We start from the raw sequence: 23,996 nt of genomic DNA on the forward strand, positions 1-23,996 counted from the left end.
CCGCCGTCCATTCAACAATCTGTTTATCATCTCTAGGTTCCCGTCCCCCTCCCGGAGTCGCTCACGCATGCCCACACCACCGCCCGCCGCCACGCCCGGACCGCACCCGCTGCACGCCCTGCGGGCCACCGTCTTCGCCATCGGCGCCCTGCTCCTCCTGGTCGGCGTGGGCGTACTGCTCCACCAACCGCTGCTGATCCCGCCGTTGGCCGCCAGCGCCGCACTGGTGCACGGCGCTCCCGGACTGCCGATCTCGCAGCCGCGCAACCTGATCGGCGGGCAGCTGCTGTCGGCCCTGATCGGCTTCGCCACCCTGGCCGTCACCGGCAGCACCGCCTGGGGCGCGGCCGTCGCCGCCGGGCTCTCACTGGGCGCCATGATGCTCACCCACCTCTCGCACTCCCCGGCCGTGGCCACCGCCGTGATCGTGGTCCTGCAAGCGCCGCACCCGGTGCCCTTCCTCCCGCTGCTCGTCCTGGCCGCCGGACTGCTGGTCCTCATCGGCCTGCTGCCCTGCCGGATCGGCGGGCATCCGGTCCGCTACCCGGTGACCTGGTGACGACCTGGTGACCTGCCGCACGGTGGCGGACACCCGCACCCGGTGACCGGCTCGCCGCTCCCCCGCCGCGCACTCCCCCACCGACCACTCTCCTGCCGAACCCCGACGGCCGGGTCATCCGATCGGATGACCCGGCCGTCCTCCGTTCCACCGGGCAAGGACGACCGCCCCGCCGACGCCGTCGGCTTCACCGCCCGGGCCCACGCCGGGCGCCGTGGCTCCCACACCGTCGCCGAGGCACTGCCCGCGCGGCGGGCCACCCTCAGGACCCCAGGTACGTCAGCACCGCCAGCACCCTGCGGTGGTCGTCCGGCGCCTGGGGCAGGTCGAGCTTGGTGAAGATGCTCGCGATCCGCTTGGACACCGTGGCCTCGGTGACCACCAGCCGACGGGCGATGGCAGCGTTGGATCGGCCCTCCGCGATCAGCGCCAGCACTTCGTGCTCCTTGGGGCTCAGACGTCGCAGCGGGTCGGGCCGGCGGGCGAGCAGCTGGCGGACCACCTCCGGGTCGACCACCGTCCCGCCCTCCGCCACCCTGGTCAGGGCGGAGACGAACTCGCGCACCTCACCGATCCGGTCCTTGAGCAGGTAGCCGGTGCCCGCACCCGGGCCGTCCGTGCTCCGGCCACCCGCACCCCAGCCGCCCACACCTCCGGCACCCGCGGCGATCAGCTCCGCGGCGTACCCCTGCGAGACGTACTGGCTGAGCACCAGCACCGGCAGCCCCGGATCGTCCTCGCGCAGCCGCCGGGCGGCGCGCAGGCCGTCGTCGGTGTTGTCCGGGGGCATCCGGACATCGACGACCACAGCGTCCGGCCGGTGTTCCCTGACCGCCTCGATCAGTGCCGGCGCGTCGCCGACGGCAGCCGCCACGGTGTGCCCGAACCGCTCCAGCAGGGAGACCAGGCCCTCCCGCAGGAGCACCGAGTCCTCCGCGACGACTAGCCGGAGTACCGGCACGGGATCTCCACTCGCAGGACGGTCGGCCCACCGGCCGGGGAACGCAGGGACAGGGTGCCGTCGATGACGGCGAGCCGGTCGGAGATGCCGAGCAGGCCGGTCCCGGCGGCCGGGTCGGCGCCGCCGGCCCCGTCGTCCCTGATCTCCAGCACCAGCCCGTCCGGCGCCGCGCGGCCGTGCACCGAAGCACGCCGGGCGCCACTGTGCCGCACCACGTTGGCCAGCGCCTCGCAGACCACGAAGTAGGCGGCGGTCTCGACCGGGCCCGGCGGCCTGCCCGGAAGCGCGATGTCGACGTCCACCGGCACCGCCGAGCGGCCCGCGACGTCCCGCACCGCCGGCTCCAGACCCCGGTCGGTGAGGATCTGCGGGTGGATCCCGTGGATCAGCTCACGCAGCTCCCGCAACGCCACCTGCACCTCCTCCTGGGCCTCCCGCACCTGCCGGGCGCCGGGCGCGCCCTCGGGCAGGTCCAGGCCGGCCAGCCCGAGCCTGACGGAGAGCGAGACCAGCCGCTGCTGCGCGCCGTCGTGCAGGTCCCGCTCGATCCGGCGCCGCTCCACCTCGTACGCGTCCACCAGCCGGGCCCGCGAGGCCACCGCCCGGGTCAGCTCGTCGTCGGCGGGTTCCAGCACGGCCCGGGCCGTCACCGCCCGTACCCCCGCCCAGGCCGCCAGCGGGTAGGCCGCCACGGGGAGCAGCACCAGTCCGGCGAGCGGCCCGAGCCAGGAGGCGGCGGGGTTCGCGGTGGGCTGGAACGGCGCGGCCAGCAGGAACAGCGGGGTGCCGAGGCCCACCGCCGTCAGCCCGAGGTCGATCCACCAGAGCAGCAGCAGCGACACCAGCCCGTAGCCGAGGTCGCGCCACGCCTCAGGCCCGGCCAGCAGTTCACGGACGCGTCCGCGCCTCCCCGGCACCGCCCGTCCCGCCGCTGCCCTCCCGGCCACCACTCGTCCCTCCGCTGCCCGCCCCGGCAGAACCAGCCGCAGCCGCCACCGCTCGTACCGGGCCGCCGCCCACCCCGCCAGGGCCACCGGCGGCAGCACGACCCCCACCGCCCCCGGCCCCAGCCGCCCCCACAGCAGCACCGGCAGCGCCGCCAGCCCGACGGCCGCCGCCCCCACCGCCGCCCCGGAGAGCAGGAAGCCCAGCGAGCGCCATGGCCACGGGGAGCCGAGGAACGCCAAGGGCCGCTGGGCCAGCGCCTCCAGGGTGTTGCGAGCAGCGATCATCCTGCCGACCCTAGCCTCCGCCGACCGCCCGCCGCAGGGGTGCTGGCACTACCTCCGCTCTCGACCCAACACCCCTGCGCACGCCTGCCCCTGACGGGTTGCCTGGAACCATGACGAACTCGACCGACACGGTCCTCCTCAGGGCCGTGACCAAGCGGTACGGCACCGGGGCCCGGGCCGTGACCGCACTTGACGACGTGACCGTCGCCTTCCCGCGAGGCAGCTTCACCGCGGTGATGGGCCCCTCCGGCTCCGGAAAGTCGACGCTGCTGCACTGCGCGGCCGGACTGGACCGGGTCACGGACGGCACGGTGGTGATCGACGGCACCGAACTCGGCGCCCTGGACGAGACCCGGCTGACCCTGCTGCGCCGCGAGCGGCTCGGCTTCGTCTTCCAGTCCTTCAACCTGGTCTCCGCGCTGACCGCCGAACAGAACGTGGCGCTCCCGCTGCGGCTGGCCGGGCGCCGCCCGGACCGGGCCGGCCTCACCGCCGCGCTCACCGAGGTCGGACTCGGCCGGCGCGGCGGGCACCGGCCGAGCGAGCTGTCCGGCGGCGAGCAGCAGCGCGTCGCGATCGCCCGGGCCCTGATCACCCGGCCCGCCGTGCTGTTCGCCGACGAGCCGACCGGCGCCCTGGACACCCGCACCTCGCGCGAGGTACTCGCGCTGCTGCGCGGCGTCGTCGACCGCCACCGGCAGACCGTGATCATGGTGACCCACGACCCCGCCGCCGCCTGCTACGCCGACCGCGTGCTGCTGCTCGCCGACGGACGGATCGTGGAGCAGTTGCACGGCCGCAGCGAGGCCGCCGTCATCGCCGGCCGGATGGCCGCGCTGGAGGCGCCGGCATGCTGAGCCTCGCCACCGTCCGCACCCGATGGGCGTCCTTCCTCGGCACCTTCGTCGCGCTCGGCCTCGGCGTGACGATCCTGGCCATGACCGCCCTGGTGCTCGCCTCCGCCGGGCCCGAGGTGCCCCGGCGCTACGCCGCCACCCAGGTCGTGGTGCAGAGCCCCGCCGTCGACCGGTCCGACGGCACCTTCACCCCGGGCCGGCCCTGGTCCCGGCAGCGCACGGACGAACTGCTGCGGGCCCTGGCCGCCGTTCCCGGCGTCGCGCGGGCCGTACCGGACCGCGCCTTCTACGCCCAGGCCGTGATCGAGGGCAGGCCGGTCGCCGACCCGGGCCCGGAACCGCGCGGCCACAACTGGTCCGGCGCCGCGTTCGGCCCCGAGCCGCTCACCGCGGGCAGCGCCCCGGCCGACGGACACCAGGTCGTCCTGGACGCCTCGCTGGGCCTGGCCCCCGGTGACCCGGTCACCCTGCTCACCGCCGCCGGACCGGCCCGCTACACCGTGTCCGGCACCGTCGGCTCGCCCTCCTACTACCTGTCCGACCCCGCCGCCGAGGCGCTCGCCCCCGGGGTCAGGGTGATCGGCCTGGTCACCGCGCCGGGCGCCGACGTCCAAGCCGTCGCCGCCGCCGCGGCCTCCGTCGTGGGCGGCGACGGCGAGGTGCTGCACGGCGCCGCGCTCACCGCGCTGGAGACCGGGCGCGCCGAGAAGACCCGCTGGATCGGCTTGCAGATCCTGGTCGCGATGGCCGGGCTGACCGCCTTCGTCTCCGTCTTCGTGGTCGCCTCCACCTTCGCCTTCGCGATCGTCCAGCGGCGGCGCGAGTTCGGGCTGCTGCGGACCATCGGTGCCACCCCGCGCCAGATCGCGCGCACGGTGTACGCCGAGTCGCTCGCGGTCGGCGTGGTGGCCGGCGGCACGGGCGTGCTGCTCGGCGCGCTGTTGTCGCCCGCGCTGGGCGCGCTGATGGTCGAGGGCGGCCTGGAGCCGGAGGGCTTCGCCGTACGGTTCCAGGCGCTGCCGCTGGTCGGCTCGTTCGCGCTGGGCCTGGTGGTCGCCCTGCTCGGGGTCTGGTCGGCCTCCCGCCGGGCGGCCCGGACCGCCCCGCTGGAGGCGCTGCGCGAGGCCGCCGTCGAGCACCGCCCGATGACCCGCGGCCGGTGGATCGCCGGCGGGGTGTGCACCGTGCTCGGGCTCGGGCTGGTGGTGGTCGCGGCCGACAGCGAGTCCGACAGCATGATCAACAACGCCCTGTACGCGGCCATGGCCCTGATCGTCGGCCTCACCCTGTTCGCCCCCGCCGTCATCCCGCCGATCGTCCGCACGGTCTTCCGGCCGCTGTCCGGACTGCGCGGCGCCACCGCCGCGGTGGCCGGGGAGAGCGCGCTGACCGCCGTCCGGCGGACCGCCTCCACCGCCGCTCCGGTGCTCGTCACCGTGGGCTTCGCGGTGCTGATCGCCGGACTCTTCCAGCTGCGGGCCACCGGCTACGCGCTGGAGGAGACCGTCCGGCAGGAGGCCGCCTCGGTGGTCACCCCGCAGGGCGTGCCCGGGCTCTCCGACGCCGCCGTGGCCGCCGTGCCGGGCGGTGCCTCCCTGCTGCCCACCCGGCTCTACGTCGGCGGCACCGACCACGTCGGCGCGGTGGGGATGAGCGAGGCCGCGTTCCGCAAGGCCCGTACCCGGATGACCGTCACCTCCGGCTCGCTGGACGGGCTCACGGCGGACGGGCTCTCACCGAACGGGCCTTCGCCGAACCCGCAGACGGGCGAGCCCGCCATGGTCGTCAAGGCCGGCACGGCCGCCTGGCTGGGCTGGACCACCGGCCGCCGTGTCCCGGTCACCTTCGAGGACGGCAGTACCGTGGACGTCACGGTCATCGCCGAGATCACCGAGGGCTCCGCCACGGCCAGCGTGCTGCTGACCGCCGGCACCGTCCGGGCCCACGACCCCTCGGCGCTCACCTCGGCCGTCTACACGGCCGGCACCACCTCGCCCGCCGCCCTCGCCCCGCTCGGCGCCCAGGCGTTGAGTAGCGCCGAGTACGCCTCCCGCACCGACTCCGAGGACGACGCCCTGGTCCGGATCTTCCTGGTCATCCTGATCGGCATGTCCCTCGGCTACACCTGCCTGGCCGTCGCCAACACCCTGCTGATGGCCACCGCCCAGCGGGCCCCGGACTTCGCGGTGCTGCGGCTGTCCGGCGCGACCCGCCGTCAGGTGCTGCGGATGGTCGCCGCCGAGTCGACGCTGGTGGTCGGCATCGGTGCCGCGCTCGGCCTGCTGATCGCGGTCGTCACCCTGGCAGGCATCCGATCGGGCCTGTCCGCCCGGCTCGGCACCCGGGTCGACCTCGCCCTGCCCTGGTCGACCATGGCGCTGACCACCGGCGTCTGCCTGCTCCTCGCCCTGCTCGCCGGCGTGCTGCCGGCCTGGTCGGCGCTGCGCCGCCCAGGCGCCCGGGCGGCCGGCTGACGGCTCCTCCCGCTCCTGCGTGCGCCGGCTGCTACTTCCAGTCGTCCGTGCCACCCAGCAGTTCGACCAGCAGCAGTCCCGGATCGTCCGCCTCGGCCGCCCACCGGTCATGGGCGACGTCCAGGAACCGCGGCACCAGAACCGACCACGGCAGCCGGTAGCGGAACACCACCGGCTGCCGGTCCGGCCGGCGAACGGTGAGGCGACGGCGCAGCGGGCCCAGCTCCTCGTGGTGAATCCCGGTCCGCTCGTCGACCACCGTGGACCAGTCGTCGAGGTACAGGGTCCGTTCGCCGTCCGCCTCCCGGACCACGGCGAGCAGCCGGCCGAGCCGGCCCGCCCAGACGACCTCGGAGCCGGCCCGGCACACACGCGCCACCCCACCACTCCTTCCGTACGGTCGGCACGCCCGGTGGACGTGCCGGTGTTCGCCCGGGCCCGTCCGGTGCGTCGGGCCCGTCCGGCCCGTTCGCCCCCAGGAGCCCTGGATCAGTGCCCGGGCACAGCCCAGCCGGCCCGCTCGGCCAGCGACCTGATGCCTTCGAGGGTGGCCGTCATGCCGGTGCGCAGCTCGTTCAGCCGGAAGTCGACGATCTTCTCCTCCAGCTCCGGTTTCGCGTCGATGACCAGGCTGGCGCCACTGCGGCCGGGGCCGATCACCACCGACTGGCGCAGCCGGGTGCCGTCTTCCTCGGGGGTCAGCTCGAAGCGCCACCGGGCCAGCGAGCCGGCCAGGTCGCGCACCGGCTCGCCGTAGCGGCCGTCCGCGTCCATCACGCCCCAGGCGAGGACGTACCGGCCGGCCGCCTCGGTGATCTCGGTGATCTCCGTGATCTCGGAGACCGTCCGCCAGTCGGGCATGTCCGCACGGCTGTTGTGCCCCTCGAAGCGGGCGCCCACCGCGGGGCCGTCCGCGCCGTCCAGCCAGGCGACCCGCCGGAGTTCCGGGCTGAGCCGGGCGGGCAGGCCGATGTCCGTCACGAGTTGCCACACCCGCGCCACCGGCGCCGCGACGAACACCTCGCACCGCGTCCCCGGACCATCGGCGTACCGCATGCCCGCTCCCCCTGTCGTACGTCACCGCTCTTGCTCGTCGCTCGCGCACATCGATGCGGGTCGACACCCGCCCGCTCTCCCCGCCACTGCGTCCGGAACGCCGCGGGGACAGCGGGCGGGTTGCCGCCCTGGGCCCTGGATCGATGATCGATCCCCCGGATATCCAAGTCAATCCGCCGATTTGCTGGGGTACCTCCAAGCGATACCTTGGGTGATCGTGACCATTGACGACCTCCGCGTCTTCGCCGCGGTCTGCCGGGCCGGCTCGCTCAGCGCCGTCGCCCGCGACCTGCACTGCACCCAGTCCGCCGTCAGCCAGCACGTGAAGCGGCTCGAACGGGAGGTCGGCCTCGCCCTGATCGAGCGCCATCCGCGCGGGGTCGTGCCCACCACGGCGGGGAGCCTGCTGCGCACGGCGGTCGCCGCCGGCCTCGGCGGCATCGACCACGCGCTGCACCGGATCGCCGAACTCGCGCGCGGCGAGGGCGGATCCGTACGGATCACCACCGGAGCCACCAGCATCCGGCACTTCATGTCCGCGGCCGTGGTGGACTTCCGGCGACGCCACCCCCAGGTCAGCCTGGAGTTCCAGACCGAGGTCTCCAGCCGCAGCTGCCTGGAGTCGCTCAACGCCGGCCGGGCCGACCTCGCCTGGATCACCCTCGGCGTCCCGGCCCGGGGCATCGACCAGCGGCCGGTGACCGACCTGCCCTGGGTGCTCGCGGTCGCGGCGGGCGACCCGCTCGCCGCCCGGGCCCGGATCGAACCCGCCGACCTCCAGGAAGCCCGGCTGATCGGGCTGCCGCAGAACTCCGTCGCCCGCTCCCAACTCGAAGCCTGGCTGGGGAAGTCGGGCATCCGCCCGGTCTTCGACACCAGCGTCGCGGACTGGGACACCGCGATCCTGCTCGCCGAACTCGGTCTCGGCCACGCCGTCGTCCCCGCCCTCCCCCAGTGGCAGGGCCCCGGCCACCCGGGCCTGCGGCTGCTCCCGCTGCCCGACCTGCCCGCCCTCACCGCCGGCTGGGCCGTCCGGGACTGGGAGAACCTCGGCCCGCTCGCCCGCGCCTTCGCCGACACCGTCGCCGCCCACTGCGGGCGCGACACTCCGCCGGCCGCCGGCCCGGAGGCGTCCTGAGCCCACCCGCCGTCCGCCCCGACCGCCGCCGGCCGTCACCGGCTGTAGAAGGAGTGGCTGCGTCCGATCTCGGTGAAGCCCCGGTGGCCGTACCACTCGCGCGGCCAGTCCGCCGCGTCCGCGAGCAGGAACAGCCGAGGGACGCCGGCCTCGGCCGCGAGCGCCGGGCCGGTGGCGAGCAGGGTGTCGCCGTACCCCGCGCCACGGTGCCGCGGTCCGGTCACTCCGTCCTCCAACTGTGCCAGCCCGAGGGCTGGTTCGAGGTAGAGGTCGCTCCAGGCCGCGACCTCGCCGACCGGCGTCCTGGCGGCCAGGAAGTGCACCCGCTCGGCGCCGCGCAACCGGGCGGCGCGGCGGTCGGTGAGCTGCCGGGCGACCTCCTCGTCCTCGCTCCACTCCCGCTGCTGGCGCAGCACCGCCTCCCGGATCTCGTCCAACTCCACCGGGAGCGCGGCCGGTTGCGGCCGCACGCAGCCCTCCGTCGGCCGCGCCAGGACGACCACGTCCTCCCGCTCGCACCCCGCCGCCGCCAGCACGGGGCCGGCCCGCTCGCCCGCCTCCGGGTCCAGCACGGTGATGGAGTACCGGCGGCGCGGCCCCAGCCACCGGGCGGCCAGTCCGAGCAGCGCCGTCGGGTCGGTGCCCGGGCCCTCGACGATCAGCCGGTTGTGCTCCTCGGAGCGGACGAACTCCGCGTTCCGAACGGCGAACACTCCGGGGAACTCCGGACGTTCGAGAACCTCCGCCGCCTGACGGCGGGCAAAGGCGGCCCGGAAGGCGGTCACACGCGCGAGCAGATCCGACATCCCGCCATGGTCACCGCCCCGGCCGCCGCGCGGCAACAGCTTCCGCGCGGCCGCCCCCGTACGGCCTCAGCAGGACGAACCGAAGGACGACGAACCGAAGGAGGGCCGAGCAGAGGACGGCGAACCGGAGGAGGACGAACGCTCCAGGAAGGGCCGGATCCCGTCCCGCACGCCGTCCGTCGGTACGGTCCGCGAAGGCCGCCGCCTCCACCGCGAGTCCCTCGTCGATCGGCAGGTTGACGCCCCGGGTCACCGCCCGCAGGCAGGCGGCCACGGCGGTCGGCGCGTGCCGGACGATCCGTTCGGCCAGGTCCCGTGCCGCATCGAGCAGTTCGTCCGCCGGGACGACGGAGTTGACCAGGCCGATCGCGGCGGCACGGGCGGCCGGGATCGGGTCGCCGGTCAGGATCAGCTCCAGGCCGCGCTTGCGGCCGACGTGCCGCGGCAACCGCTGCGAGCCGCCGAAGGGCGGCGGGAAGCCGAGCGAGATCTCGGGCTTGGCGAAGGTCGCGTGCTCGGCCGCGACGGCCAGCGGGGCGGCCTCGGTGATCTCGCAACCACCGCCGTACGCCAGGCCGTTGACGGCCACGATGACCGGCTTGGGGAGCTCCTCGATCCGCCGGGTGAGGGCGTGCCCGCGCCGGACGAACTCGCGCAGCGCCCGTTCGGGCCCGCCCGCGACGCTGGCCGCCAGCGACGGGATGTCGGCGCCCGCGCTGAACGCCCGCCCGCCGGCCCCGGTGAGGATCACGGCACGGACGGTGTCGTCGGTGTCGATCCGGTCGAGTTCGGCGAGCAGCGCGTCGATGGTCGGGTAGTCGAGGGCGTCGACGAGTACGCGGCCGCCATCCGCTCCGGCGCGCTCCCCGCCGGCACCCGGCTGCCGACCCACCGCGCCCTCGCCAGGGAGCGCCGGATCGCCCTGGCCACCGCCACCCGGGTCTACGCCGAACTGGCCGCCGCCGGGCTGGTGGTGGGCGAACAGGGCCGCGGCACCTTCGTCCGGCTGCGCGCCGGCTACGACGGCATCGAGCCCTCGCGCGCGCTCCCGGTGCCCCGGGTGGCCGACCTCTCCTTCAACCAGCCGCTCGCCCCCGGCCAGGGCGACCTGCTGCGGCCGGCCCTGCGCGCACTCGCCTCCTCCGGCGACGCCGAGGCCCTGCTGCGCCAGCACCCGCCCGGCGGCCACCGGCACGACCGGGCCGCCGTGGCCACCCACCTGCTCGACCGCGGCATCGACACCGCGCCCGAGAACGTCCTGCTGACCAGCGGGACGCAGCAGGCCCTGGACTGCGTCCTGCGCACGCTCACCCGCCCCGGGGACGTCCTCGCCGTGGACGCACTCGGCTACCCGGGCGTCAGACTGCTCGCGGCCGCCCACGGGCTGGACCTGGCGCCCGTGCCGGTCACCGCCACCGGACCGGACCTCGACGCCCTCGACCGGCTCTGCCGCACCCGTCCGGTCCGGGCGGTGTACACCCAGCCGACCGTCCACAACCCGCTCGGCTGGGTGCTCGACCGGGCACAGCGCGAACGCCTCGTCCGGGTTCGCCGCCGAGCACGGCTGCACGCTGATCGAGGACGGCACCTACGCCTTCCTGGAGGCCGCGCCGCCCCCGCCGCTGCACGCCCTCGCCCCGGAACGCACCTGCTACGTGGCCGGCCTCTCCAAGAGCGTGGCGCCGGGCCTGCGGTTCGGCTACGCCGTCCTGCCCGACCACCTGCTCCGGGCCGCCACCACCAGCCTGCGCGCGACGGCCTGGGGCGCCCCCGGCCTGATCACCGCCCTCGCCACCGGCTGGCTCGCCGACGGCACGGTCGCGCGTCTGGAACGGGACCGCCGCACGGACGCCGCCGCCCGTCAGACCATCGCCCGCACCGCCCTGGCCGGCCTGACCACCACGGCCCACCCCGCCTCGTACATCCTCTGGCTCACCCTCGAACCCCACCAGCGCCCCGACCACGCGGCCGCCGCCCTCGCCGCCGAGGGCATCCTGATCTCCACCGCTGACGCCTTCGCCACCACTCCCCACCACCCCAACGCCCTCCGCCTGGCCCTCGCCACGCCCCCGCTCCCCGCCCTCCCCGCCGTCCTCGCCCGCCTCCGCACCACCCTCGAAGCCATCGCCCCCTGACGCCCCCGCACCAGAAGCCGACCGGCCTGACGTCCCACTCCGCCGCCCCACCCCACATCTCAACTGCCACGCCCGCACCAGAAGTCGACCGGCCCGACTTCCCACTCCGACCACCAGCAACTCGCACCAGAAGTCGGCCGGCCCGACTTCCTACTCCGCCGCTTCCCGCTCCGCCGCGCGGGCGAAGCGGGTGCTCCAGTCCGCGAGGAGGGTCCTGAGGGCATCCGGGCCGACGACCTGGAACTCGGCGCCGAGGGAGCCCAGGGCCATGGCGGGCCAGTCGAGCGAGTCCGCGGTCATCCGGAGCCGGCAGCGGCCGGCGGCGACGGGTTCGACAGTGGCCCAGCGGCCGACGCGGGCCCGGACCCGGTCGGCGGGTGCCTCCACCAGGGCTTCCACCAGGTGCGGCCGGGGCATGCCCTGGAGGCCGGCCCGGACGAACTCGGCCGCGTCGGCCGCCGGGAGGGCGCGCGGGGCGAAGCGGGCCCCGCTGCCGGACGGCGCGGTGAGGCGGTCGAGGCGGAAGCTGCGCCAGTCGGCCCGGTCGAGGTCGTACGCGACCAGGTACCAGCGCCGGTTCAGGCAGACCAGCCGGTGCGGTTCGACGTGCCGTTCCGTGCCGCGCCCGTCCGCGGCCGTGTAGGAGAACCGCACCCGTTCGCCGTCCCGGCAGACGAGCGCCACCACCGTCAGGACGTCCGGATCGACGCCGGCGCCCGGCCGGCTGCCCCAGTCCACCGGGACGGTCACCGCGCGCAGCGCCTCCACCCGGCGGCGCAGGCGGGCCGGCATCACCTGGACCACCTTCGCCAGCACCCGCACGGAGGCCTCGGCGACCCCCTCGACCGGGCTCTCCGCCGCCGCCTGCAGGCCCACCGCGAGGGCCACCGCCTCCTCGTCGTCGATCACCAGCGGCGGCAGCGCCGCACCCGCCGCCAGCTGGTAGCCGCCGTCGACGCCGCGCTGCGCCTCCACGGGGTAGCCGAGTTCGCGCAGCCGGTCGACGTCGCGGCGCAGGGTGCGGACGGAGACGCCGAGGCGGTCGGCCAGGTCCCCGCCCGGCCAGTACCGGTGGGTCTGGAGCAGGGAGAGCAGTCGCAGCGTCCGGGTGCTGGTGTTCGCCATGCCATCGATTCTCCCCGGGATTCAGGACAGGAAGTGACCGCAATGGTCCGTAACGTTGTTCTTGTCCGAGGGAGCAGGAACCGAACGAAGGGCCGACACCATGACCACCACCGACGCCACCACCACCGACGCGACCACCACCACCGGCGCGACCACCCCCGCCGCCGGCAAGCTCACCGGCGAGCGCGCCGACCTCCTGGAGGCCCTGGAGAAGCAGCGGCACTTCCTCCGCTTCACCACCCGCGACCTCACCGACGAGCAGGCCGGCCTGCGGACCTGTGCGAGCGAGCTGTGCCTGGGCGGCCTGATCAAGCACGTGACCAGCGTCGAGCGGACCTGGGCGGAGTTCATCGTCCGGGGCCCGTCCGCGATGCCCGACTTCACCAACTGGACCGAGGAGGACCTCGCCCGCCGCGCGGACGAGTTCCGGATGCTGCCTGGCGAGACGCTGGCCGGCGTGCTCGCCGCCTACGCCAAGGTGGCCCGTCGCACCGACCAGCTGGTCGCCGACCTGCCCGACCTGGACGCCACCCAGCCGCTGCCGAAGGCTCCGTGGTTCGACGCGGACATCGCGTGGTCGGCCCGCCGGGTGCTGCTGCACGTCGCCAACGAGACCGCCCAGCACGCCGGCCACGCCGACATCATCCGGGAGTCCCTGGACGGCGCGAAGAGCATGGGCTGAGCCCGGGCCGGCCGCCGTCGGGGCCCGCCGGCATCGGCCGACGGGCCCCGGAGCCGCCCTCAGGCCCGCCCGACGAAGGTGAATCCGGCCCCGTCGACCGCGCCGCGCACCACCGCCTCGTCCAGCGGCTGCGCGGAGGCCACGGTGACCCGCCCGCTCGGCGCGTCGGCGCTGACGTCGGTGACGCCGGGCAGCATGGCGAGCCCGGCACTGACCGTCCGCTCGCAGTGGCCGCAGCTCATCCCGTCGACGGTGAAAACAGCGGTGGTGGACATGGCGGTGCCTCCGATGGCATTGCGGACGGGAGGGATCGACCCGGACGGACCGACCGGCACCACGACACCCGAATCCGACGGCGCCGCACAGGGACACGCCGTACGGGTGACACCATCGAGCGGTTCCGGGAACCACCCGGGCCTCCCGTCCGACAGGGCCCGCACCGTGGCGCACGCCACACTTGCCCGGCTTCCCGAACCGCCGCCCCACCCCGTCGCGTTCCTCCAGGTACGTCCCTTCGCAGCACCGGGCACCACCCGGGTACCACCGCGGACCGCCAGGCCGCCGACCGGCCGCCCGGCCCGCCGATCCGTCCTGGAGCGCTTCCGCCATGTCCACCCCGGCCCCGCCCCGCCCCCTCATACGGCTCCGCCGCTGGAAGCCCTGGCACGGCGCCCTCGTCCTCGCGCTGGTCGCGGCCCTGGCCTCCGGCCTGCTCTGGTGGCAGCCGTGGAGCGACGAGGACCCGGGCCGGCTGGCGTTCACCACCGCGCCCGGCGGGTCCGCCCGCTTCGGCACCGGCGAGCACCTGTACCGCTACAAGGTGCGGGTGGAGGACGGGATCGCGGAGAGCCCGGAACAGTTCGCCGCCGAGGTGGACGCGGTCCTCGGCGACGTCACACACGGCTGGGCGGCCGGCGGCGCGGCCTCGTTCCAGCGGATGCCCGCCGACCCGGTGGACTTCACCGTCTACCTGGCCACCCCGAAGTCCACCGACCGGATCTGCGGCCAGTACGGGCTGGACACCGGCGGCTGGGTGAACTGCGGCGTCACCCACCAGGTGGTCATCAACCTCAAGCGCTGGACCGAGCTGTCCGAGTTCTACCGGGGGCAGCCCGAGCAGTACCACGCGCTCGCCGTCAACCACGAGGTCGGCCACATCCTCGGCAACGGCCACGTCGACTGCCCCGGCCCGGGTGCCCCGGCGCCGGTGATGATGCAGCAGATCAAGGGCCTGCACGGCTGCGTCCCCAACGGCCGCCCGTACGGGGATGCCGGCGTCCTGCTCACCGGCCCGCCCGTCCAGGCCCCCACCAACGCGCCGTAGCCGACCCGCCGAATCGCCGAACCGCACGGCACGGCCCGGCCCTGAACGACACCGACCCCCACCCCCTCCCGAACCGTCCGCCCGAAACACGGATAATCCTGGTCGGACCGGACGCACCCGCACCGCGCGCCCGGTCCCGGTCGTGTCCGCCGTCGGTGCCGGTGAAGCGGGGAAGAGCATGGAGGAGAAGCGTTGAACGGTGTGACCACCGGGGAGAGCCTGGACTGGCCGGTGCTGCTGGAGGCCGCGGAGGCGGCCGCCCGGGCGACCACGGGCCGGGGCCGGGTCGCCGACTACATCCCGGCCCTCGCCACCGCCGACCCGGAGGCCTTCGGCATGGCCGTCGCCACCGTCGACGGAGAGCTGTACGGCGTCGGGGACTGGGAGCGGCCGTTCTCCGTCCAGAGCGTGTCGAAGCTGTTCTCGCTCGCCCTCGCGGTGGCCTACGGCGGCGACACGCTCTGGCGGGGCGTCGGCCGCGAGCCGTCCGGCAACCCGTTCAACTCCCTGGTGCAGCTGGAGACCGAGCACGGCATCCCGCGCAACCCGTTCATCAACGCCGGGGCCCTGGTGGTCACCGACCGCCTCCAGACCATGACCGGCGACGCCTCCGGCGCGGTACGGGAGTTCCTGCGCCGCGAGTCCGGGAACCCGCTGCTCGACACCGACCCGGTGGTCACCGCCTCGGAGGCCGAACACGGCCACCGCAACGCCGCGCTGGCCCACTTCATCGCCAGCCACGGCAACCTGGAGAACCCGGTCGAGACCGTCCTGGAGCACTACTACGCCCACTGCGCCGTCGCCGCGAGCTGCCGCGACCTGGTGCTGGCCGGCTCCTTCCTCGCCCGCTACGGCGTGCGCACCGACGGCACCCGGCTGGTGTCCCGCAGCGAGGCGAAGCGGCTCAACGCCGTCCTGCTCACCTGCGGCACCTACGACGCCGCCGGCGAGTTCGCCTTCCGGGTGGGCCTGCCCGGCAAGAGCGGCGTCGGCGGCGGCGTCCTCGCCATACTCCCCGGCCGCGCCGCGGTCTGCGCCTGGGGCCCGCGCCTCGACCAGGCCGGCAACTCCGTCGCCGCGGTCACCGCCCTGGACACCCTGACCACCCTCTCGGGGTGCTCGGTCTTCTGACGAAGCGGGCGACCGGGCCCCGGCCGTCCGCACGGCGACCCGGGCCCGGTGGTTCCAGCGGCGACGGCCGCCCGGCTGCCCGGCCGGACGGCCGTCCGGGGTGACGGCTACTCCACCGTCACGCTCTTCGCCAGGTTGCGCGGCTTGTCCACGTCCCGGCCGAGGGCGACCGCCGCGTGGTACGCGAGCAGCTGGAGCGGGATGTTGAGCAGCAGCGGGTCCAGCTCGGGCTCGCTCCTGGGCACCAGGATGCAGTGGTCCGCGAGCTTCTCCTCCGGCCGCCGGTGGGCGATCGCGATGACCCGCCCCGAGCGGGCCTTGATCTCGCCCAGCGTGGTCAGGTTCTTGTCCAGCAGCTCGTCGTCCGGTACCAGTGCCACGGTGGGCAGTTCGGGGCTGATCAGCGCCAGCGGGCCGTGCTTGAGCTCGCTCGCCGGGTAGGCCTCGGCGTGCACGTAGGAGATCTCCTTGAGCTTCTGCGCGCCTTCGCGGGCCACCGGGTAGCCGCGCACCCGGCCGATGAACATCATGCCCGTCGAGTCGGCGTACTCGGCGGCGAGTCCGGCGATGGCCTCGCCCTGCTCCAGCACCTCGCGGATCTGGTCCGGCAGCGCCTTGAGCGCCGAGACGATCCGGCGCCCGTCGGCGGGCGACAGGTCGTGGATGCGCCCGAAGTGCAGGGCGAGCAGCGCGAAGGCGACCACGGTGGAGGTGAACGCCTTGGTGGAGGCGACCGAGACCTCGGGACCGGCGTGCAGGTAGATACCGCCGTCACACTCTCGGGCGATAGCACTGCCCACGGTGTTGACGACGCCGAGCACCCGGCCGCCCTTGCGCTTGACCTCCTGGACGGCGGCCAGCGTGTCGTAGGTCTCGCCGGACTGGCTGACCGCGACGTACAGGGTGTCCGCCTCGATCACCGGGTTCCGGTAGCGGAACTCCGAGGCCGGCTCGCTGTGCGCGGGGATCCGGGCCAGCTCCTCGATCAGCTGCGCGCCCATCTCGCCCGCGTAGTAGGCCGATCCGCAGCCGAGGATCTTCACCCGGCGGATCTCCCGCAGCTCCCTGGCGTCCAGGTTGAGGCCGCCGAGGTGCGCGGTGGCGAAGCGCTCGTCGAGCCGGCCGCTCAGGGTGCGCTCGACCGAGCCGGGCTGCTCGTGGATCTCCTTGAGCAGGAAGTGCTCGTAGCCGCCGGTGTCGTAGGAGTCGACCTCCCAGTCCACGGTGGACGGCTGGCGGTGCGTGGTGCGGGCGTCCTCGGTGAAGGTGCGGAAGCCGTCGGCCCGGACGGTGGCCAGCTCGCCGTCCTCCAGGTGGACGACCTGGCGGGTGTAGCGGACCAGCGCGGAGACGTCCGAGGCGACGAACATCTCCTTCTCGCCGATGCCCAGCACGATCGGGCTGCCGTTGCGGGCGACCACGATCCGGTCCGGCTGCTCGGCGTCGAGCACCGCGATGCCGTAGGTGCCGACCACCCGGCCGAGCGCGGCGCGGACGGCGTCCTCCAGCTCGACGCCCTCGGCGACGTTCGCGGCGATCAGGTGGGCGAGCACCTCGGTGTCGGTCTCGGAGCGGAACACCGCGCCGTCGGCGGTGAGCTTGGCGCGCAGCTCGTCGGCGTTCTCGACGATGCCGTTGTGGACGACGGCGATGCGCTCGGCGCCATCCAGGTGGGGGTGGGCGTTGGCGTCGCTGGGGACGCCGTGGGTGGCCCAGCGGGTGTGGCCGATGCCGGTGGTGCCCTTGAACCGGGCCGGCACGGCGGCGGCCAGGTCGGCCACCCGGCCCTTCACCTTGCGGAGCCTGATCCCGCCGCCGCGCCCGGTGACGGCGACGCCGGCCGAGTCGTAGCCGCGGTACTCCAGCCGTGCCAGCCCCTCCAGCAGGAAGGGGGTCGCGTCCTTGGGGCCGATGTAGGCCACGATTCCGCACATGCGTGGTCTCCTCTCCGGAGGTCTTCAGAAGGTCGGGAGCGGCGGCTCAGCCGTAGACGATCCGCCGCAGCTGGCGGGCCGAGAGCTCCGGCGCCGCGACCCGGCGCCGCGGCAGTTCCTCGGCGAGCCTGGCGAAGATCCGCTCGTTGGTCAGACCGCGTGCCTGGAGCTCGGTGTGGCGGCGGCGCACGTACTCCTCGGTGTTCTCGGAGAAGTACGCCAGCACCTCCGCCACGACCCGCGCCGCCTCCCTGGGCCCGAGCGGGCTGGTCCTGGTGAGGTGGGCGAGGAGGTCTTCGTGAGGGTGGGGTGAGCTCGGCACGAGTGAGGAGCCTAGGTCGGACGGACCGTCGGATCCAAAGTTCCTGCCCGAAATCGGGCAGACATTACGACTTTCAGCCTAGCTCCATCGCTTCTTCACATTCAGACCCCGACCGGCCACCCGTTCGCCCCGGTTCTCGAAAGCCCCTTGAAGCGGCGCCGACTCCGCACGTAGCGTGACCCCTTGAACACGAAGCGGAAGACCGGAGGCTTGCGGATGTGCGGGATCACCGGATGGGTCGCCTACGAGCGCGACCTCACCGCCGAGCGGGGTGTCCTCGACGCGATGACGGCCACCCAGCTCCGCCGCGGCCCGGACGCCGGCGGCGTCCACCTGGAGCCGCACGCCGCGCTCGGCCACCGCCGGCTCGCGGTGATCGACATCGCGGGCGGCGTCCAGCCGATGACGGCCGAGCACGACGGCCGGCCACTGGCCGTCCTCACCTACAGCGGCGAGGTCTACAACCACCGCGAGCTGCGCGCGGAACTGGAGGCGGCCGGGCACCGCTTCCGCACCCGCAGCGACACCGAGGTCGTGCTGCGCGCCTACCTGGAGTGGGGCGAACACCTGGCCGAGCGGCTCAACGGGATGTTCGCCTTCGCGGTGTGGGACATCCGGCGCGAGGAGCTGCTGCTGGTCCGCGACCGGATGGGCGTCAAACCCCTGTACTACCACCGCACCCGGGACGGCGTGGTCTTCGGCTCCGAGGTCAAGGCCCTGCTCGCCCACCCCGCGGTACGCCCCGTGGTGGACCTGGACGGGCTGCGCGAACTGCTCGGCTACACCCGCACGCCCGGCCTCACCCCGTACCGGGACATCCACGAGGTCCGGCCCGGGCACGTCGTCCGGGTGCGCCGCGAGGGCCTCTCGGTCCGCCGCTACTGGGCGCTGGAGGCACGCGAGCACGCGGACAGCCTGGAGGCCACCGTCGCCACCGTCCGGGCCCTGCTGGACGACATCGTGCACCGTCAGCTCGAATCGGACGTGCCGCTCTGCTCGCTGCTCTCCGGCGGCCTGGACTCCAGCGCCGTCACCGCCCTCGCCGCCCGGACGCTGGGCGCCGCCGGGGCAGGGCCGGTGCGCTCCTTCGCCGTCGGCTTCGCGGGCCAGAGCGAGACCTTCCTCGCCGACGACGTCCGGCAGACCCAGGACGGCCCGTTCGCCCGGCTGCTCGCCGACCACGTCGGCGCCGACCACAGCGTCATCGAGCTGGACGCCGCCGACCTCTCCGACCCGTCCCGGCGCTCCGTCGTGCTGCGCGCCCGCGACCTGCCGAACGGCGTCGGCGACATGGACACCTCGCTGATGCTGCTCTTCCGGGGCGTGCGCCGGCACTCCACCGTCGCCCTGTCCGGCGAGTCCGCGGACGAGCTCTTCGGCGGCTACCGCTGGTTCCACGACCCGAAGACGATCGCCGTCGAGGACTTCCCCTGGGCGCTCGGGCTCACCGACATCGCCGGCGGCGGCGCCACCCCGCGCGAGCACCTCCTCGACGCCGAACTGCTCCGCAAGCTCGATCTGGACGGCTACCGCAGGGCCCGCTACCGCGAGGCGATCGCGGAGGTCCCGCACCTGCCGGCGGCCGATCCGACGGAGCGGCGGATGCGCGAGATCTCGTACCTCAACCTGACCCGCTTCGTCTGCATCCTGCTCGACCGCAAGGACCGGATGAGCATGACCAACGGCCTGGAGGTACGGGTGCCGTTCTGCGACCACCGGCTGGTCCAGTACGTGTTCAACGCCCCGTGGGCGATGAAGTCCTTCGACGGGCGGGAGAAGAGCCTGCTGCGCGCGGCCGTCCGGGACGTGCTGCCGGCCGCCGTCGCCGAGCGGGCGAAGAGCCCGTACCCGGTCACCACCGACCCGCACTACCCGGCGAAGCTGCGCGCCGAACTCGCCCGGCTCGCCGCCGAGCGCACCTCCCCGGCCCTGGACCTGCTCGACCGGCGGCGCCTCGCCGACGCGCTCGCGCCGGAGACCGACCCGCAGTCCGTCCGGCTGGCCGTGGACCTCGCGCTGGACTTCGACGCCTGGCTGACGGAGTACCAGGTGACGCTGGAACTCTGAGCACCCGGGCACCGGGGACCGCCACCCGGACGGCGCAGCGGTCCCCGGCCGCGCCCGGATACTCCGTCCGGGTGATTGTGGGGAACCATCCCGCCGGACTCCGGGGTCCCGCGGTGCGGTAGCGTCGCCGACACCTCCCGAATGGCGGGCGATTTCGCGGATAACCCGCTCATGTGCCGTCAGGATGGGAACGAAACGTTCGCCTCGATCCGCCGGGGGATCCCGTCATGCAGCCGCGAGTCTTCGCGATTCTCACCGCCCTGCTCCTGGGCGTCCTGGGCCTGGGGTCGGTGGCCGTCACCGACTGGTCGCCCGCGGCGGCCACCGCGACCCAGGCCGCCAAGGCCTCCGGGGCCCCCGCCGCCGGAACCGGCGCCCAGCCGGCCGCGGCCGGCCCCGCGAGCGCCACCCCGACCGGCGACCCGGCGGTGTGGACCCGCTCGACGCTGCGCAACAAGCTGATGGCCGAGATGGACGCCACCGACCCCGGTGTCGCCCTGGCCGACCTCGACAAGATCAGCAAGGAGAAGCCGTACACCGTGCGCTTCTGCCACCCGATCGCGCACGAGCTCGGCCACGCGGCGGTCAAGCGCTTCAACGCCGACTTCCAGAAGGTCATCTCCTTCCCGCACGAGACCTGCGCGGCCGGCTACCTGCACGGCGCGGTCGAGGAGATGCTCAACGCCTCCTCCCAGCCGGAGACGGACCTGCTCAAGCTCTGCGCACCCAAGAACAGCGGGCCCTGCATCCACGGCGTCGGCCACGGCACCATGTTCGTGGTCAAGCAGGACGTGGCCAAGGCGCGGGACCTGTGCAACAAGTTCCCCTCCGACCAGAACCGGATCCGCTGCTCCGAGGGCCTGTTCATGCAGCTCTTCGGTCCGGACGAGGAGGACGAGCAGGCCAAGGCCAACCTGCCCGCCGACAAGCTCGCCCAGGACCCGCTCTACCCGTGCAAGGACCAGCCGTCGCTGTTCCAGTCCGCCTGCTTCTTCTACGCCCCGACGTTCTACCTGTCCTCGCACGACTACCCGAACCACCCCGAGGTCTACGCCGAGGCCCTCAAGTGGTGCCTCAACGGCAAGGCCGGCGGCGGGGCGGTGGACTGCAGCCGCGGGGTCGGCTCGCGCACCATGAAGTACAACCTGGACCGCGAGGACTGGGCGTCCCAGCAGTGCGCCACCGCGGCGGACGGCTGGCAGCGCAAGGCCTGCGCCGAGGGCCTGGTCAGCTACTACACGGTCAACTACACCGACGGCGGCGCGGCCGGACGGCTCTGCGCCAAGATCACCGACAAGGAGATGCAGGGGTACTGCCGCTCGGCGAGCGGCCTGTCCAGCACGCTGGACTGACGCCCCCGGCCTCCCCGGAGGACCCCCGGACCGGCCTTCCCCGGCCCCGCTGACCTGCACTCCCGTCTCACCATGAGGGCCCGCGCCACGGCGCGGGCCCTTTTTCGTACGATCGACTCTCCGTAAGATCACCGGACCACGGTGCGCCGAGGAAGCCGCGCCTCCCCAGTCCCTCCCCCGGCCTCCCTGGAGCACGCCCATGACCACCGAGGACTTCCCCGGCGACGAATTCCGCAGCGCCGCCCACGCCACCGCCGACCTCGTCGCCGACTACCTCGCCGAACTGCCCGACCGCCCGGTCTGGCGGCCCATGGACGTGACCGCCCGCCGGGCCCTGCTCGACGCCCCGCTGCCCGCCGAGGGCCGCCCGCTCGACGAGCTGATCGGCGCCATCGGGCGCGACGTCCTCCCGTACCCGATGGGCAACGGCAACCCGCGCTTCTTCGGCTGGGTCAACTCCGCCCCCGCACCCGCCGGGGTGCTCGCCACCCTCGCCGCCTCCGCGATGAACCCCAGCTCGGCCGGCGGCGACCACGCCGACGTCCACCTGGAGCGCGCCGTGGTCCGCTGGATAGCCGAGCTGGTCGGCTTCCCGCACCCGGCCGGCGGCGGCCTGCTCACCTCCGGCACCTCGATGGCGACCATCGTCTGCCTCGCCGCCGCCCGCGACCGGGCCGCCCGGCAGGCAGGCCGGAACGTCCGCGAGGACGGCCTGGGGAGCCTGCCGCCGCTGGTCGGCTACGTCACCGGCGAGACCCACACCTGCGTCCGCAAGGCCGCCGAACTCCTCGGCCTCGGCAGCAGGCAGCTGCGCACCGTGGACACCGGCCCCGACGGCCGGCTGGACATCGCCGACCTGCGCTCGGCCGTCGAGCGCGACCGTGCGGACGGCCTGCTGCCCTTCCTGGTCGTCGCCTCGGCCGGCACCGTCGGCACCGGCGCGGTGGACGAGTTCGGCCCGATCGCCGACCTGTGCGAGGAGCAGCGGCTCTGGCTGCACGTGGACGGCGCGTACGGCGCCTTCGGCCGGCTCGACCCGGCCATCGCCCACCGCTACGCCGGCCTGGAGCGCGCCGACTCGCTCGCCCTCGACCCGCACAAGTGGCTCGGCGTCCCGGTCGACTGCGGCTGCGCGCTGGTCCGCGACACCGAGGAGCTGCGCGGCACCTTCAGCCTCGTCCCGTCCTACCTGCGCGACGAGGCGGCCGGCGCGCTCGGCTGGTTCTCCGAGTACGGCACCGAGCAGACCCGGCCCTTCCGCGCCCTCAAGGTCTGGGCCACCATCGCCCACAAGGGCCGGGCCGGCCTCGCCCAGGACATCGCCCGGTGCACCGCGCTGGCCCGCCGCCTCGGCGAACTCATCGAGGCGGACGAGGAGTTGGAGCTGCTCGCCGAGGTGCAGACCTCGATCGTGGCGTTCCGCCACCGCGCGCCGGGGCTGGACGAGCGGGCCCGCGACGCCCTCAACCGCGACCTCCCCGCCGCCGTCCAGCAACGCGGCCGGGTGTTCGTGACCGGCGCCCGGCTCGGCACCGACGAGATGCTCCGCGCCTGCCTCCTCAACGCCACCACGACGGAGGCCGACCTCCGGCTCCTGCTCGCCGAGGTCAAGGCGACGGCCGCCGAGCTGCTGCGGTAGCGGGCCCCGGCCCGCGCCGGCCGGGTCGACCGGTGCCGGTCAGGACGGCGGTCAGTCCTTCGCCTCGACCTCGACCGCCGCGCGGATCTCCAGCGTGCGCCGCGCCAGGTCCTGCGGCGCGAGCTCGCCGGTCCAGTCGATGACGATGCCGAGAGTGGTTCCGTCCGCCCACGCGCAGACGGCCCCCGCGTCCTCTCCGGACCCCACCACCGCGCAGTCGAGCGCGCCCTGGAGGGGACCCGCCGGGTAGTCCAGGCGGTCCACGGCCTTGTCGCCGGTCACCGGATCCACGGCGAAGAACCTGTCCAGCTGGTACCGCGCGTCCGCGAAGGTCCCGGTCAGCCCGATCACCGTCAGCGAGGGCTCGGTCGACCCGGCGCTCCCGTAGGCGGCCATTGCCAGCTCCCGGTACGGGCGGAACGGGGTCAGGTTCTTCTCCATGTCGAGGCGCTCGGCCCTGAAGGACTCGTCCTCCGGCAGCCGGAACTGGTGGCCGATCTCCTCCGGCAGCACGATCCGGTGCCTGGGCAGGTCGCCGGCGCCGGTCACCACGGCCACGATCAGCGCGGTGAACAGGCCGACCACCACCGCCCCCGCGATCAGGGCCTTGGGGGACGCCCTGCGATACCAGGGCAAGGGAGCCACCGGTTCCAGGGTGTTCGCCCAGATCGCCCGGAGGCCGCCGGACTCCTCGGCCGCACGCCCCTCGGGGGTGCGCTCCCCGGGGGCGGGCTGCTCGGCAACGGTGTCGGTCATTCGGTTCCTTCACACAAGGGAACGGAAAAGTCACCGGATGATACGACCGCACCCACACACCGCACACCTGTTTTCCCGGCGGCGGGGGCGGGGCCGAGTGCCGCCCCCGCCCCCGGACCCGACGCGATCAGCCCCGGCCGGCGGGCCGGTCGGCGGGCCGGACGACGCAGGCCGAGTTCGCCAGCATCGAGCCGAAGCCGCCGAACAGGGTGCCGATCACCTGCCGGCAGGTGGCGGCCTCCTCGGGTGTCGTGGGGCCGTCGGCGGCGGCGGCCGGCTGGGCGAGGGAGAAGGGCAGGGCGAGCAGCAGGGCGCAACAGGCCGTGGCCAGTGCGGAGTTCTTCACGGACATCGGAAAGCCCCTTCGGAGGGAGACGGGATCGGCGGTGAAGCCGAGCCATCCCTATCCGAAGGGGCCGCTCCGCTCACGGATTCTGGGCCATCCG

General features: G+C 74.4%; 23 protein-coding genes and 1 pseudogene. 12 read left to right on the forward strand and 12 right to left on the reverse strand.

Translation table 11 applies throughout. The features are described from left to right. The first annotated feature begins 67 nt into the window (after positions 1-67). Complete coding sequence (locus ACIQOW_RS17585; protein ID WP_401085520.1) at positions 68-559, forward strand: HPP family protein; 492 nt, start codon at positions 68-70, stop codon at positions 557-559. A 262-nt stretch (positions 560-821) separates the two neighbouring features. On the opposite strand, the gene ACIQOW_RS17590 is transcribed toward ACIQOW_RS17585, so the two are convergent. Then, positions 822-1,520: a response regulator gene (locus ACIQOW_RS17590; protein WP_401085523.1), complete on the reverse strand. Its 699-nt coding sequence runs from the start codon at positions 1,518-1,520 to the stop codon at positions 822-824. Then, the gene (locus ACIQOW_RS17595; protein ID WP_401085526.1) at positions 1,502-2,752 is read right to left on the reverse strand and encodes a histidine kinase; all 1,251 of its coding nucleotides are present in this window, start codon (positions 2,750-2,752) and stop codon (positions 1,502-1,504) included. Before ACIQOW_RS17595 ends, ACIQOW_RS17590 begins: the two co-directional genes overlap by 19 nt. 110 nt (positions 2,753-2,862) lie before the next feature. Between ACIQOW_RS17595 and ACIQOW_RS17600 the strand changes: the two genes are divergently transcribed. Next, positions 2,863-3,609 carry an ABC transporter ATP-binding protein gene (locus ACIQOW_RS17600; protein ID WP_401085529.1) on the forward strand — a complete coding sequence of 249 codons (747 nt, stop codon included), beginning with the start codon at positions 2,863-2,865 and terminating at the stop codon, positions 3,607-3,609. Beyond that, entirely contained in the window at positions 3,603-6,083 is a 2,481-nt protein-coding gene (locus ACIQOW_RS17605) for an FtsX-like permease family protein (RefSeq protein WP_401085532.1), read from the forward strand. The genes ACIQOW_RS17600 and ACIQOW_RS17605 overlap by 7 nt, the downstream gene beginning before the upstream one ends. A gap of 31 nt (positions 6,084-6,114) precedes the next feature. Here the strand turns inward: ACIQOW_RS17605 and ACIQOW_RS17610 are convergent, their stop codons facing one another. Both ACIQOW_RS17610 and ACIQOW_RS17615 read right to left on the reverse strand, forming a co-directional pair. Then, entirely contained in the window at positions 6,115-6,462 is a 348-nt protein-coding gene (locus ACIQOW_RS17610; RefSeq protein ID WP_401085535.1) for a hypothetical protein, read from the reverse strand. Between the two features lie 110 nt (positions 6,463-6,572). Next, positions 6,573-7,139, reverse strand: coding sequence for an SRPBCC family protein (locus ACIQOW_RS17615; protein WP_401085538.1), 567 nt, complete (start codon positions 7,137-7,139; stop codon positions 6,573-6,575). A 217-nt stretch (positions 7,140-7,356) separates the two neighbouring features. On the opposite strand from ACIQOW_RS17615, the gene ACIQOW_RS17620 reads away from it, so the two are divergent. Next, the gene (locus ACIQOW_RS17620; protein ID WP_401085540.1) at positions 7,357-8,277 is read left to right on the forward strand and encodes a LysR family transcriptional regulator; all 921 of its coding nucleotides are present in this window, start codon (positions 7,357-7,359) and stop codon (positions 8,275-8,277) included. Positions 8,278-8,312: 35 nt separating this feature from the next. Here ACIQOW_RS17620 and ACIQOW_RS17625 read toward each other — a convergent pair whose 3' ends face one another. After that, positions 8,313-9,083: a GNAT family N-acetyltransferase gene (locus ACIQOW_RS17625; protein WP_401085543.1), complete on the reverse strand. Its 771-nt coding sequence runs from the start codon at positions 9,081-9,083 to the stop codon at positions 8,313-8,315. 10 nt (positions 9,084-9,093) lie between these two features. Continuing rightward, positions 9,094-9,975, reverse strand: a complete 882-nt coding sequence (locus tag ACIQOW_RS17630; protein WP_401085887.1) for an enoyl-CoA hydratase-related protein — start codon at positions 9,973-9,975, stop codon at positions 9,094-9,096. Between ACIQOW_RS17630 and ACIQOW_RS17635 the strand changes: the two are divergent. Together ACIQOW_RS17635 and ACIQOW_RS17640 are read left to right on the forward strand one after the other, a co-directional pair. Beyond that, positions 9,964-10,569 (forward strand): annotated as a pseudogene (locus ACIQOW_RS17635) (aminotransferase class I/II-fold pyridoxal phosphate-dependent enzyme); the annotation flags it as partial. The gene ACIQOW_RS17630 and the pseudogene ACIQOW_RS17635 sit on opposite strands and share 12 nt — an antisense overlap. Before the next feature lie 112 nt (positions 10,570-10,681). Continuing rightward, positions 10,682-11,218: an aminotransferase class I/II-fold pyridoxal phosphate-dependent enzyme gene (locus ACIQOW_RS17640; RefSeq protein WP_401085890.1), complete on the forward strand. Its 537-nt coding sequence runs from the start codon at positions 10,682-10,684 to the stop codon at positions 11,216-11,218. 150 nt (positions 11,219-11,368) lie between these two features. Here the strand turns inward: ACIQOW_RS17640 and ACIQOW_RS17645 are convergent, their stop codons facing one another. Next, complete coding sequence (locus tag ACIQOW_RS17645; protein ID WP_401085546.1) at positions 11,369-12,343, reverse strand: helix-turn-helix transcriptional regulator; 975 nt, start codon at positions 12,341-12,343, stop codon at positions 11,369-11,371. A 100-nt stretch (positions 12,344-12,443) separates the two neighbouring features. Between ACIQOW_RS17645 and ACIQOW_RS17650 the strand changes: the two genes are divergently transcribed. Then, the gene (locus ACIQOW_RS17650) at positions 12,444-13,025 is read left to right on the forward strand and encodes a DinB family protein (RefSeq protein ID WP_401085549.1); all 582 of its coding nucleotides are present in this window, start codon (positions 12,444-12,446) and stop codon (positions 13,023-13,025) included. A 59-nt stretch (positions 13,026-13,084) separates the two neighbouring features. On the opposite strand, the gene ACIQOW_RS17655 is transcribed toward ACIQOW_RS17650, so the two are convergent. Next, positions 13,085-13,300, reverse strand: a complete 216-nt coding sequence (locus tag ACIQOW_RS17655; RefSeq protein ID WP_188297407.1) for a heavy-metal-associated domain-containing protein — start codon at positions 13,298-13,300, stop codon at positions 13,085-13,087. Positions 13,301-13,632: 332 nt separating this feature from the next. Between ACIQOW_RS17655 and ACIQOW_RS17660 the strand changes: the two genes are divergently transcribed. Then, a complete protein-coding gene (locus ACIQOW_RS17660; RefSeq protein ID WP_401085553.1) occupies positions 13,633-14,349 on the forward strand; it encodes a DUF3152 domain-containing protein in 717 nt (238 codons plus the stop codon). Positions 14,350-14,568: 219 nt separating this feature from the next. Beyond that, positions 14,569-15,480 carry a glutaminase gene (locus ACIQOW_RS17665; RefSeq protein WP_401085893.1) on the forward strand — a complete coding sequence of 304 codons (912 nt, stop codon included), beginning with the start codon at positions 14,569-14,571 and terminating at the stop codon, positions 15,478-15,480. A 107-nt stretch (positions 15,481-15,587) separates the two neighbouring features. Here the strand turns inward: ACIQOW_RS17665 and glmS are convergent, their stop codons facing one another. After that, a complete protein-coding gene (gene glmS, locus ACIQOW_RS17670) occupies positions 15,588-17,414 on the reverse strand; it encodes a glutamine--fructose-6-phosphate transaminase (isomerizing) (RefSeq protein WP_401085556.1) in 1,827 nt (608 codons plus the stop codon). A gap of 46 nt (positions 17,415-17,460) precedes the next feature. Further along, positions 17,461-17,736 carry a hypothetical protein gene (locus ACIQOW_RS17675; RefSeq protein WP_401085559.1) on the reverse strand — a complete coding sequence of 92 codons (276 nt, stop codon included), beginning with the start codon at positions 17,734-17,736 and terminating at the stop codon, positions 17,461-17,463. Positions 17,737-17,952: 216 nt separating this feature from the next. On the opposite strand from ACIQOW_RS17675, the gene asnB reads away from it, so the two are divergent. From asnB to ACIQOW_RS17690, 3 genes are all read left to right on the forward strand, one after another. Beyond that, positions 17,953-19,803, forward strand: a complete 1,851-nt coding sequence (gene asnB, locus ACIQOW_RS17680; protein WP_401085895.1) for an asparagine synthase (glutamine-hydrolyzing) — start codon at positions 17,953-17,955, stop codon at positions 19,801-19,803. A gap of 227 nt (positions 19,804-20,030) precedes the next feature. Next, positions 20,031-21,155 (forward strand): hypothetical protein, encoded by a 1,125-nt coding sequence (locus ACIQOW_RS17685; RefSeq protein WP_401085562.1) that lies wholly within the window; start codon positions 20,031-20,033, stop codon positions 21,153-21,155. Positions 21,156-21,354: 199 nt separating this feature from the next. After that, positions 21,355-22,794: a pyridoxal phosphate-dependent decarboxylase family protein gene (locus tag ACIQOW_RS17690; RefSeq protein WP_401085565.1), complete on the forward strand. Its 1,440-nt coding sequence runs from the start codon at positions 21,355-21,357 to the stop codon at positions 22,792-22,794. A gap of 51 nt (positions 22,795-22,845) precedes the next feature. Here the strand turns inward: ACIQOW_RS17690 and ACIQOW_RS17695 are convergent, their stop codons facing one another. Continuing rightward, positions 22,846-23,550 carry a hypothetical protein gene (locus ACIQOW_RS17695; protein ID WP_401085568.1) on the reverse strand — a complete coding sequence of 235 codons (705 nt, stop codon included), beginning with the start codon at positions 23,548-23,550 and terminating at the stop codon, positions 22,846-22,848. A 127-nt stretch (positions 23,551-23,677) separates the two neighbouring features. Beyond that, positions 23,678-23,902, reverse strand: coding sequence for a hypothetical protein (locus ACIQOW_RS17700; RefSeq protein WP_401085571.1), 225 nt, complete (start codon positions 23,900-23,902; stop codon positions 23,678-23,680). Between the last annotated feature and the right edge of the window lie 94 nt (positions 23,903-23,996).

This window comes from Kitasatospora sp. NPDC091335, from assembly GCF_044757205.1.
Taxonomy (GTDB): Bacteria; Actinomycetota; Actinomycetes; order Streptomycetales; family Streptomycetaceae; genus Kitasatospora.

Excerpts from the sequence above, each read along its gene's own strand:
- ACIQOW_RS17585 (WP_401085520.1), top strand. The coding sequence starts at position 68 with ATGCCCACACCACCGCCCGCCGCCACGCCCGGACCGCACCCGCTGCAC.
- ACIQOW_RS17645 (WP_401085546.1), bottom strand. The coding sequence starts at position 12,343 with ATGGCGAACACCAGCACCCGGACGCTGCGACTGCTCTCCCTGCTCCAG.
- ACIQOW_RS17690 (WP_401085565.1), top strand. The coding sequence starts at position 21,355 with ATGACCACCGAGGACTTCCCCGGCGACGAATTCCGCAGCGCCGCCCAC.
- glmS (WP_401085556.1), bottom strand. The coding sequence starts at position 17,414 with ATGTGCGGAATCGTGGCCTACATCGGCCCCAAGGACGCGACCCCCTTC.
- ACIQOW_RS17625 (WP_401085543.1), bottom strand. The coding sequence starts at position 9,083 with ATGTCGGATCTGCTCGCGCGTGTGACCGCCTTCCGGGCCGCCTTTGCC.
- ACIQOW_RS17600 (WP_401085529.1), top strand. The coding sequence starts at position 2,863 with ATGACGAACTCGACCGACACGGTCCTCCTCAGGGCCGTGACCAAGCGG.
- ACIQOW_RS17650 (WP_401085549.1), top strand. The coding sequence starts at position 12,444 with ATGACCACCACCGACGCCACCACCACCGACGCGACCACCACCACCGGC.
- ACIQOW_RS17700 (WP_401085571.1), bottom strand. The coding sequence starts at position 23,902 with ATGTCCGTGAAGAACTCCGCACTGGCCACGGCCTGTTGCGCCCTGCTG.
- ACIQOW_RS17595 (WP_401085526.1), bottom strand. The coding sequence starts at position 2,752 with ATGATCGCTGCTCGCAACACCCTGGAGGCGCTGGCCCAGCGGCCCTTG.
- ACIQOW_RS17660 (WP_401085553.1), top strand. The coding sequence starts at position 13,633 with ATGTCCACCCCGGCCCCGCCCCGCCCCCTCATACGGCTCCGCCGCTGG.
- ACIQOW_RS17695 (WP_401085568.1), bottom strand. The coding sequence starts at position 23,550 with ATGACCGACACCGTTGCCGAGCAGCCCGCCCCCGGGGAGCGCACCCCC.
- ACIQOW_RS17605 (WP_401085532.1), top strand. The coding sequence starts at position 3,603 with ATGCTGAGCCTCGCCACCGTCCGCACCCGATGGGCGTCCTTCCTCGGC.
- asnB (WP_401085895.1), top strand. The coding sequence starts at position 17,953 with ATGTGCGGGATCACCGGATGGGTCGCCTACGAGCGCGACCTCACCGCC.
- ACIQOW_RS17685 (WP_401085562.1), top strand. The coding sequence starts at position 20,031 with ATGCAGCCGCGAGTCTTCGCGATTCTCACCGCCCTGCTCCTGGGCGTC.
- ACIQOW_RS17615 (WP_401085538.1), bottom strand. The coding sequence starts at position 7,139 with ATGCGGTACGCCGATGGTCCGGGGACGCGGTGCGAGGTGTTCGTCGCG.
- ACIQOW_RS17655 (WP_188297407.1), bottom strand. The coding sequence starts at position 13,300 with ATGTCCACCACCGCTGTTTTCACCGTCGACGGGATGAGCTGCGGCCAC.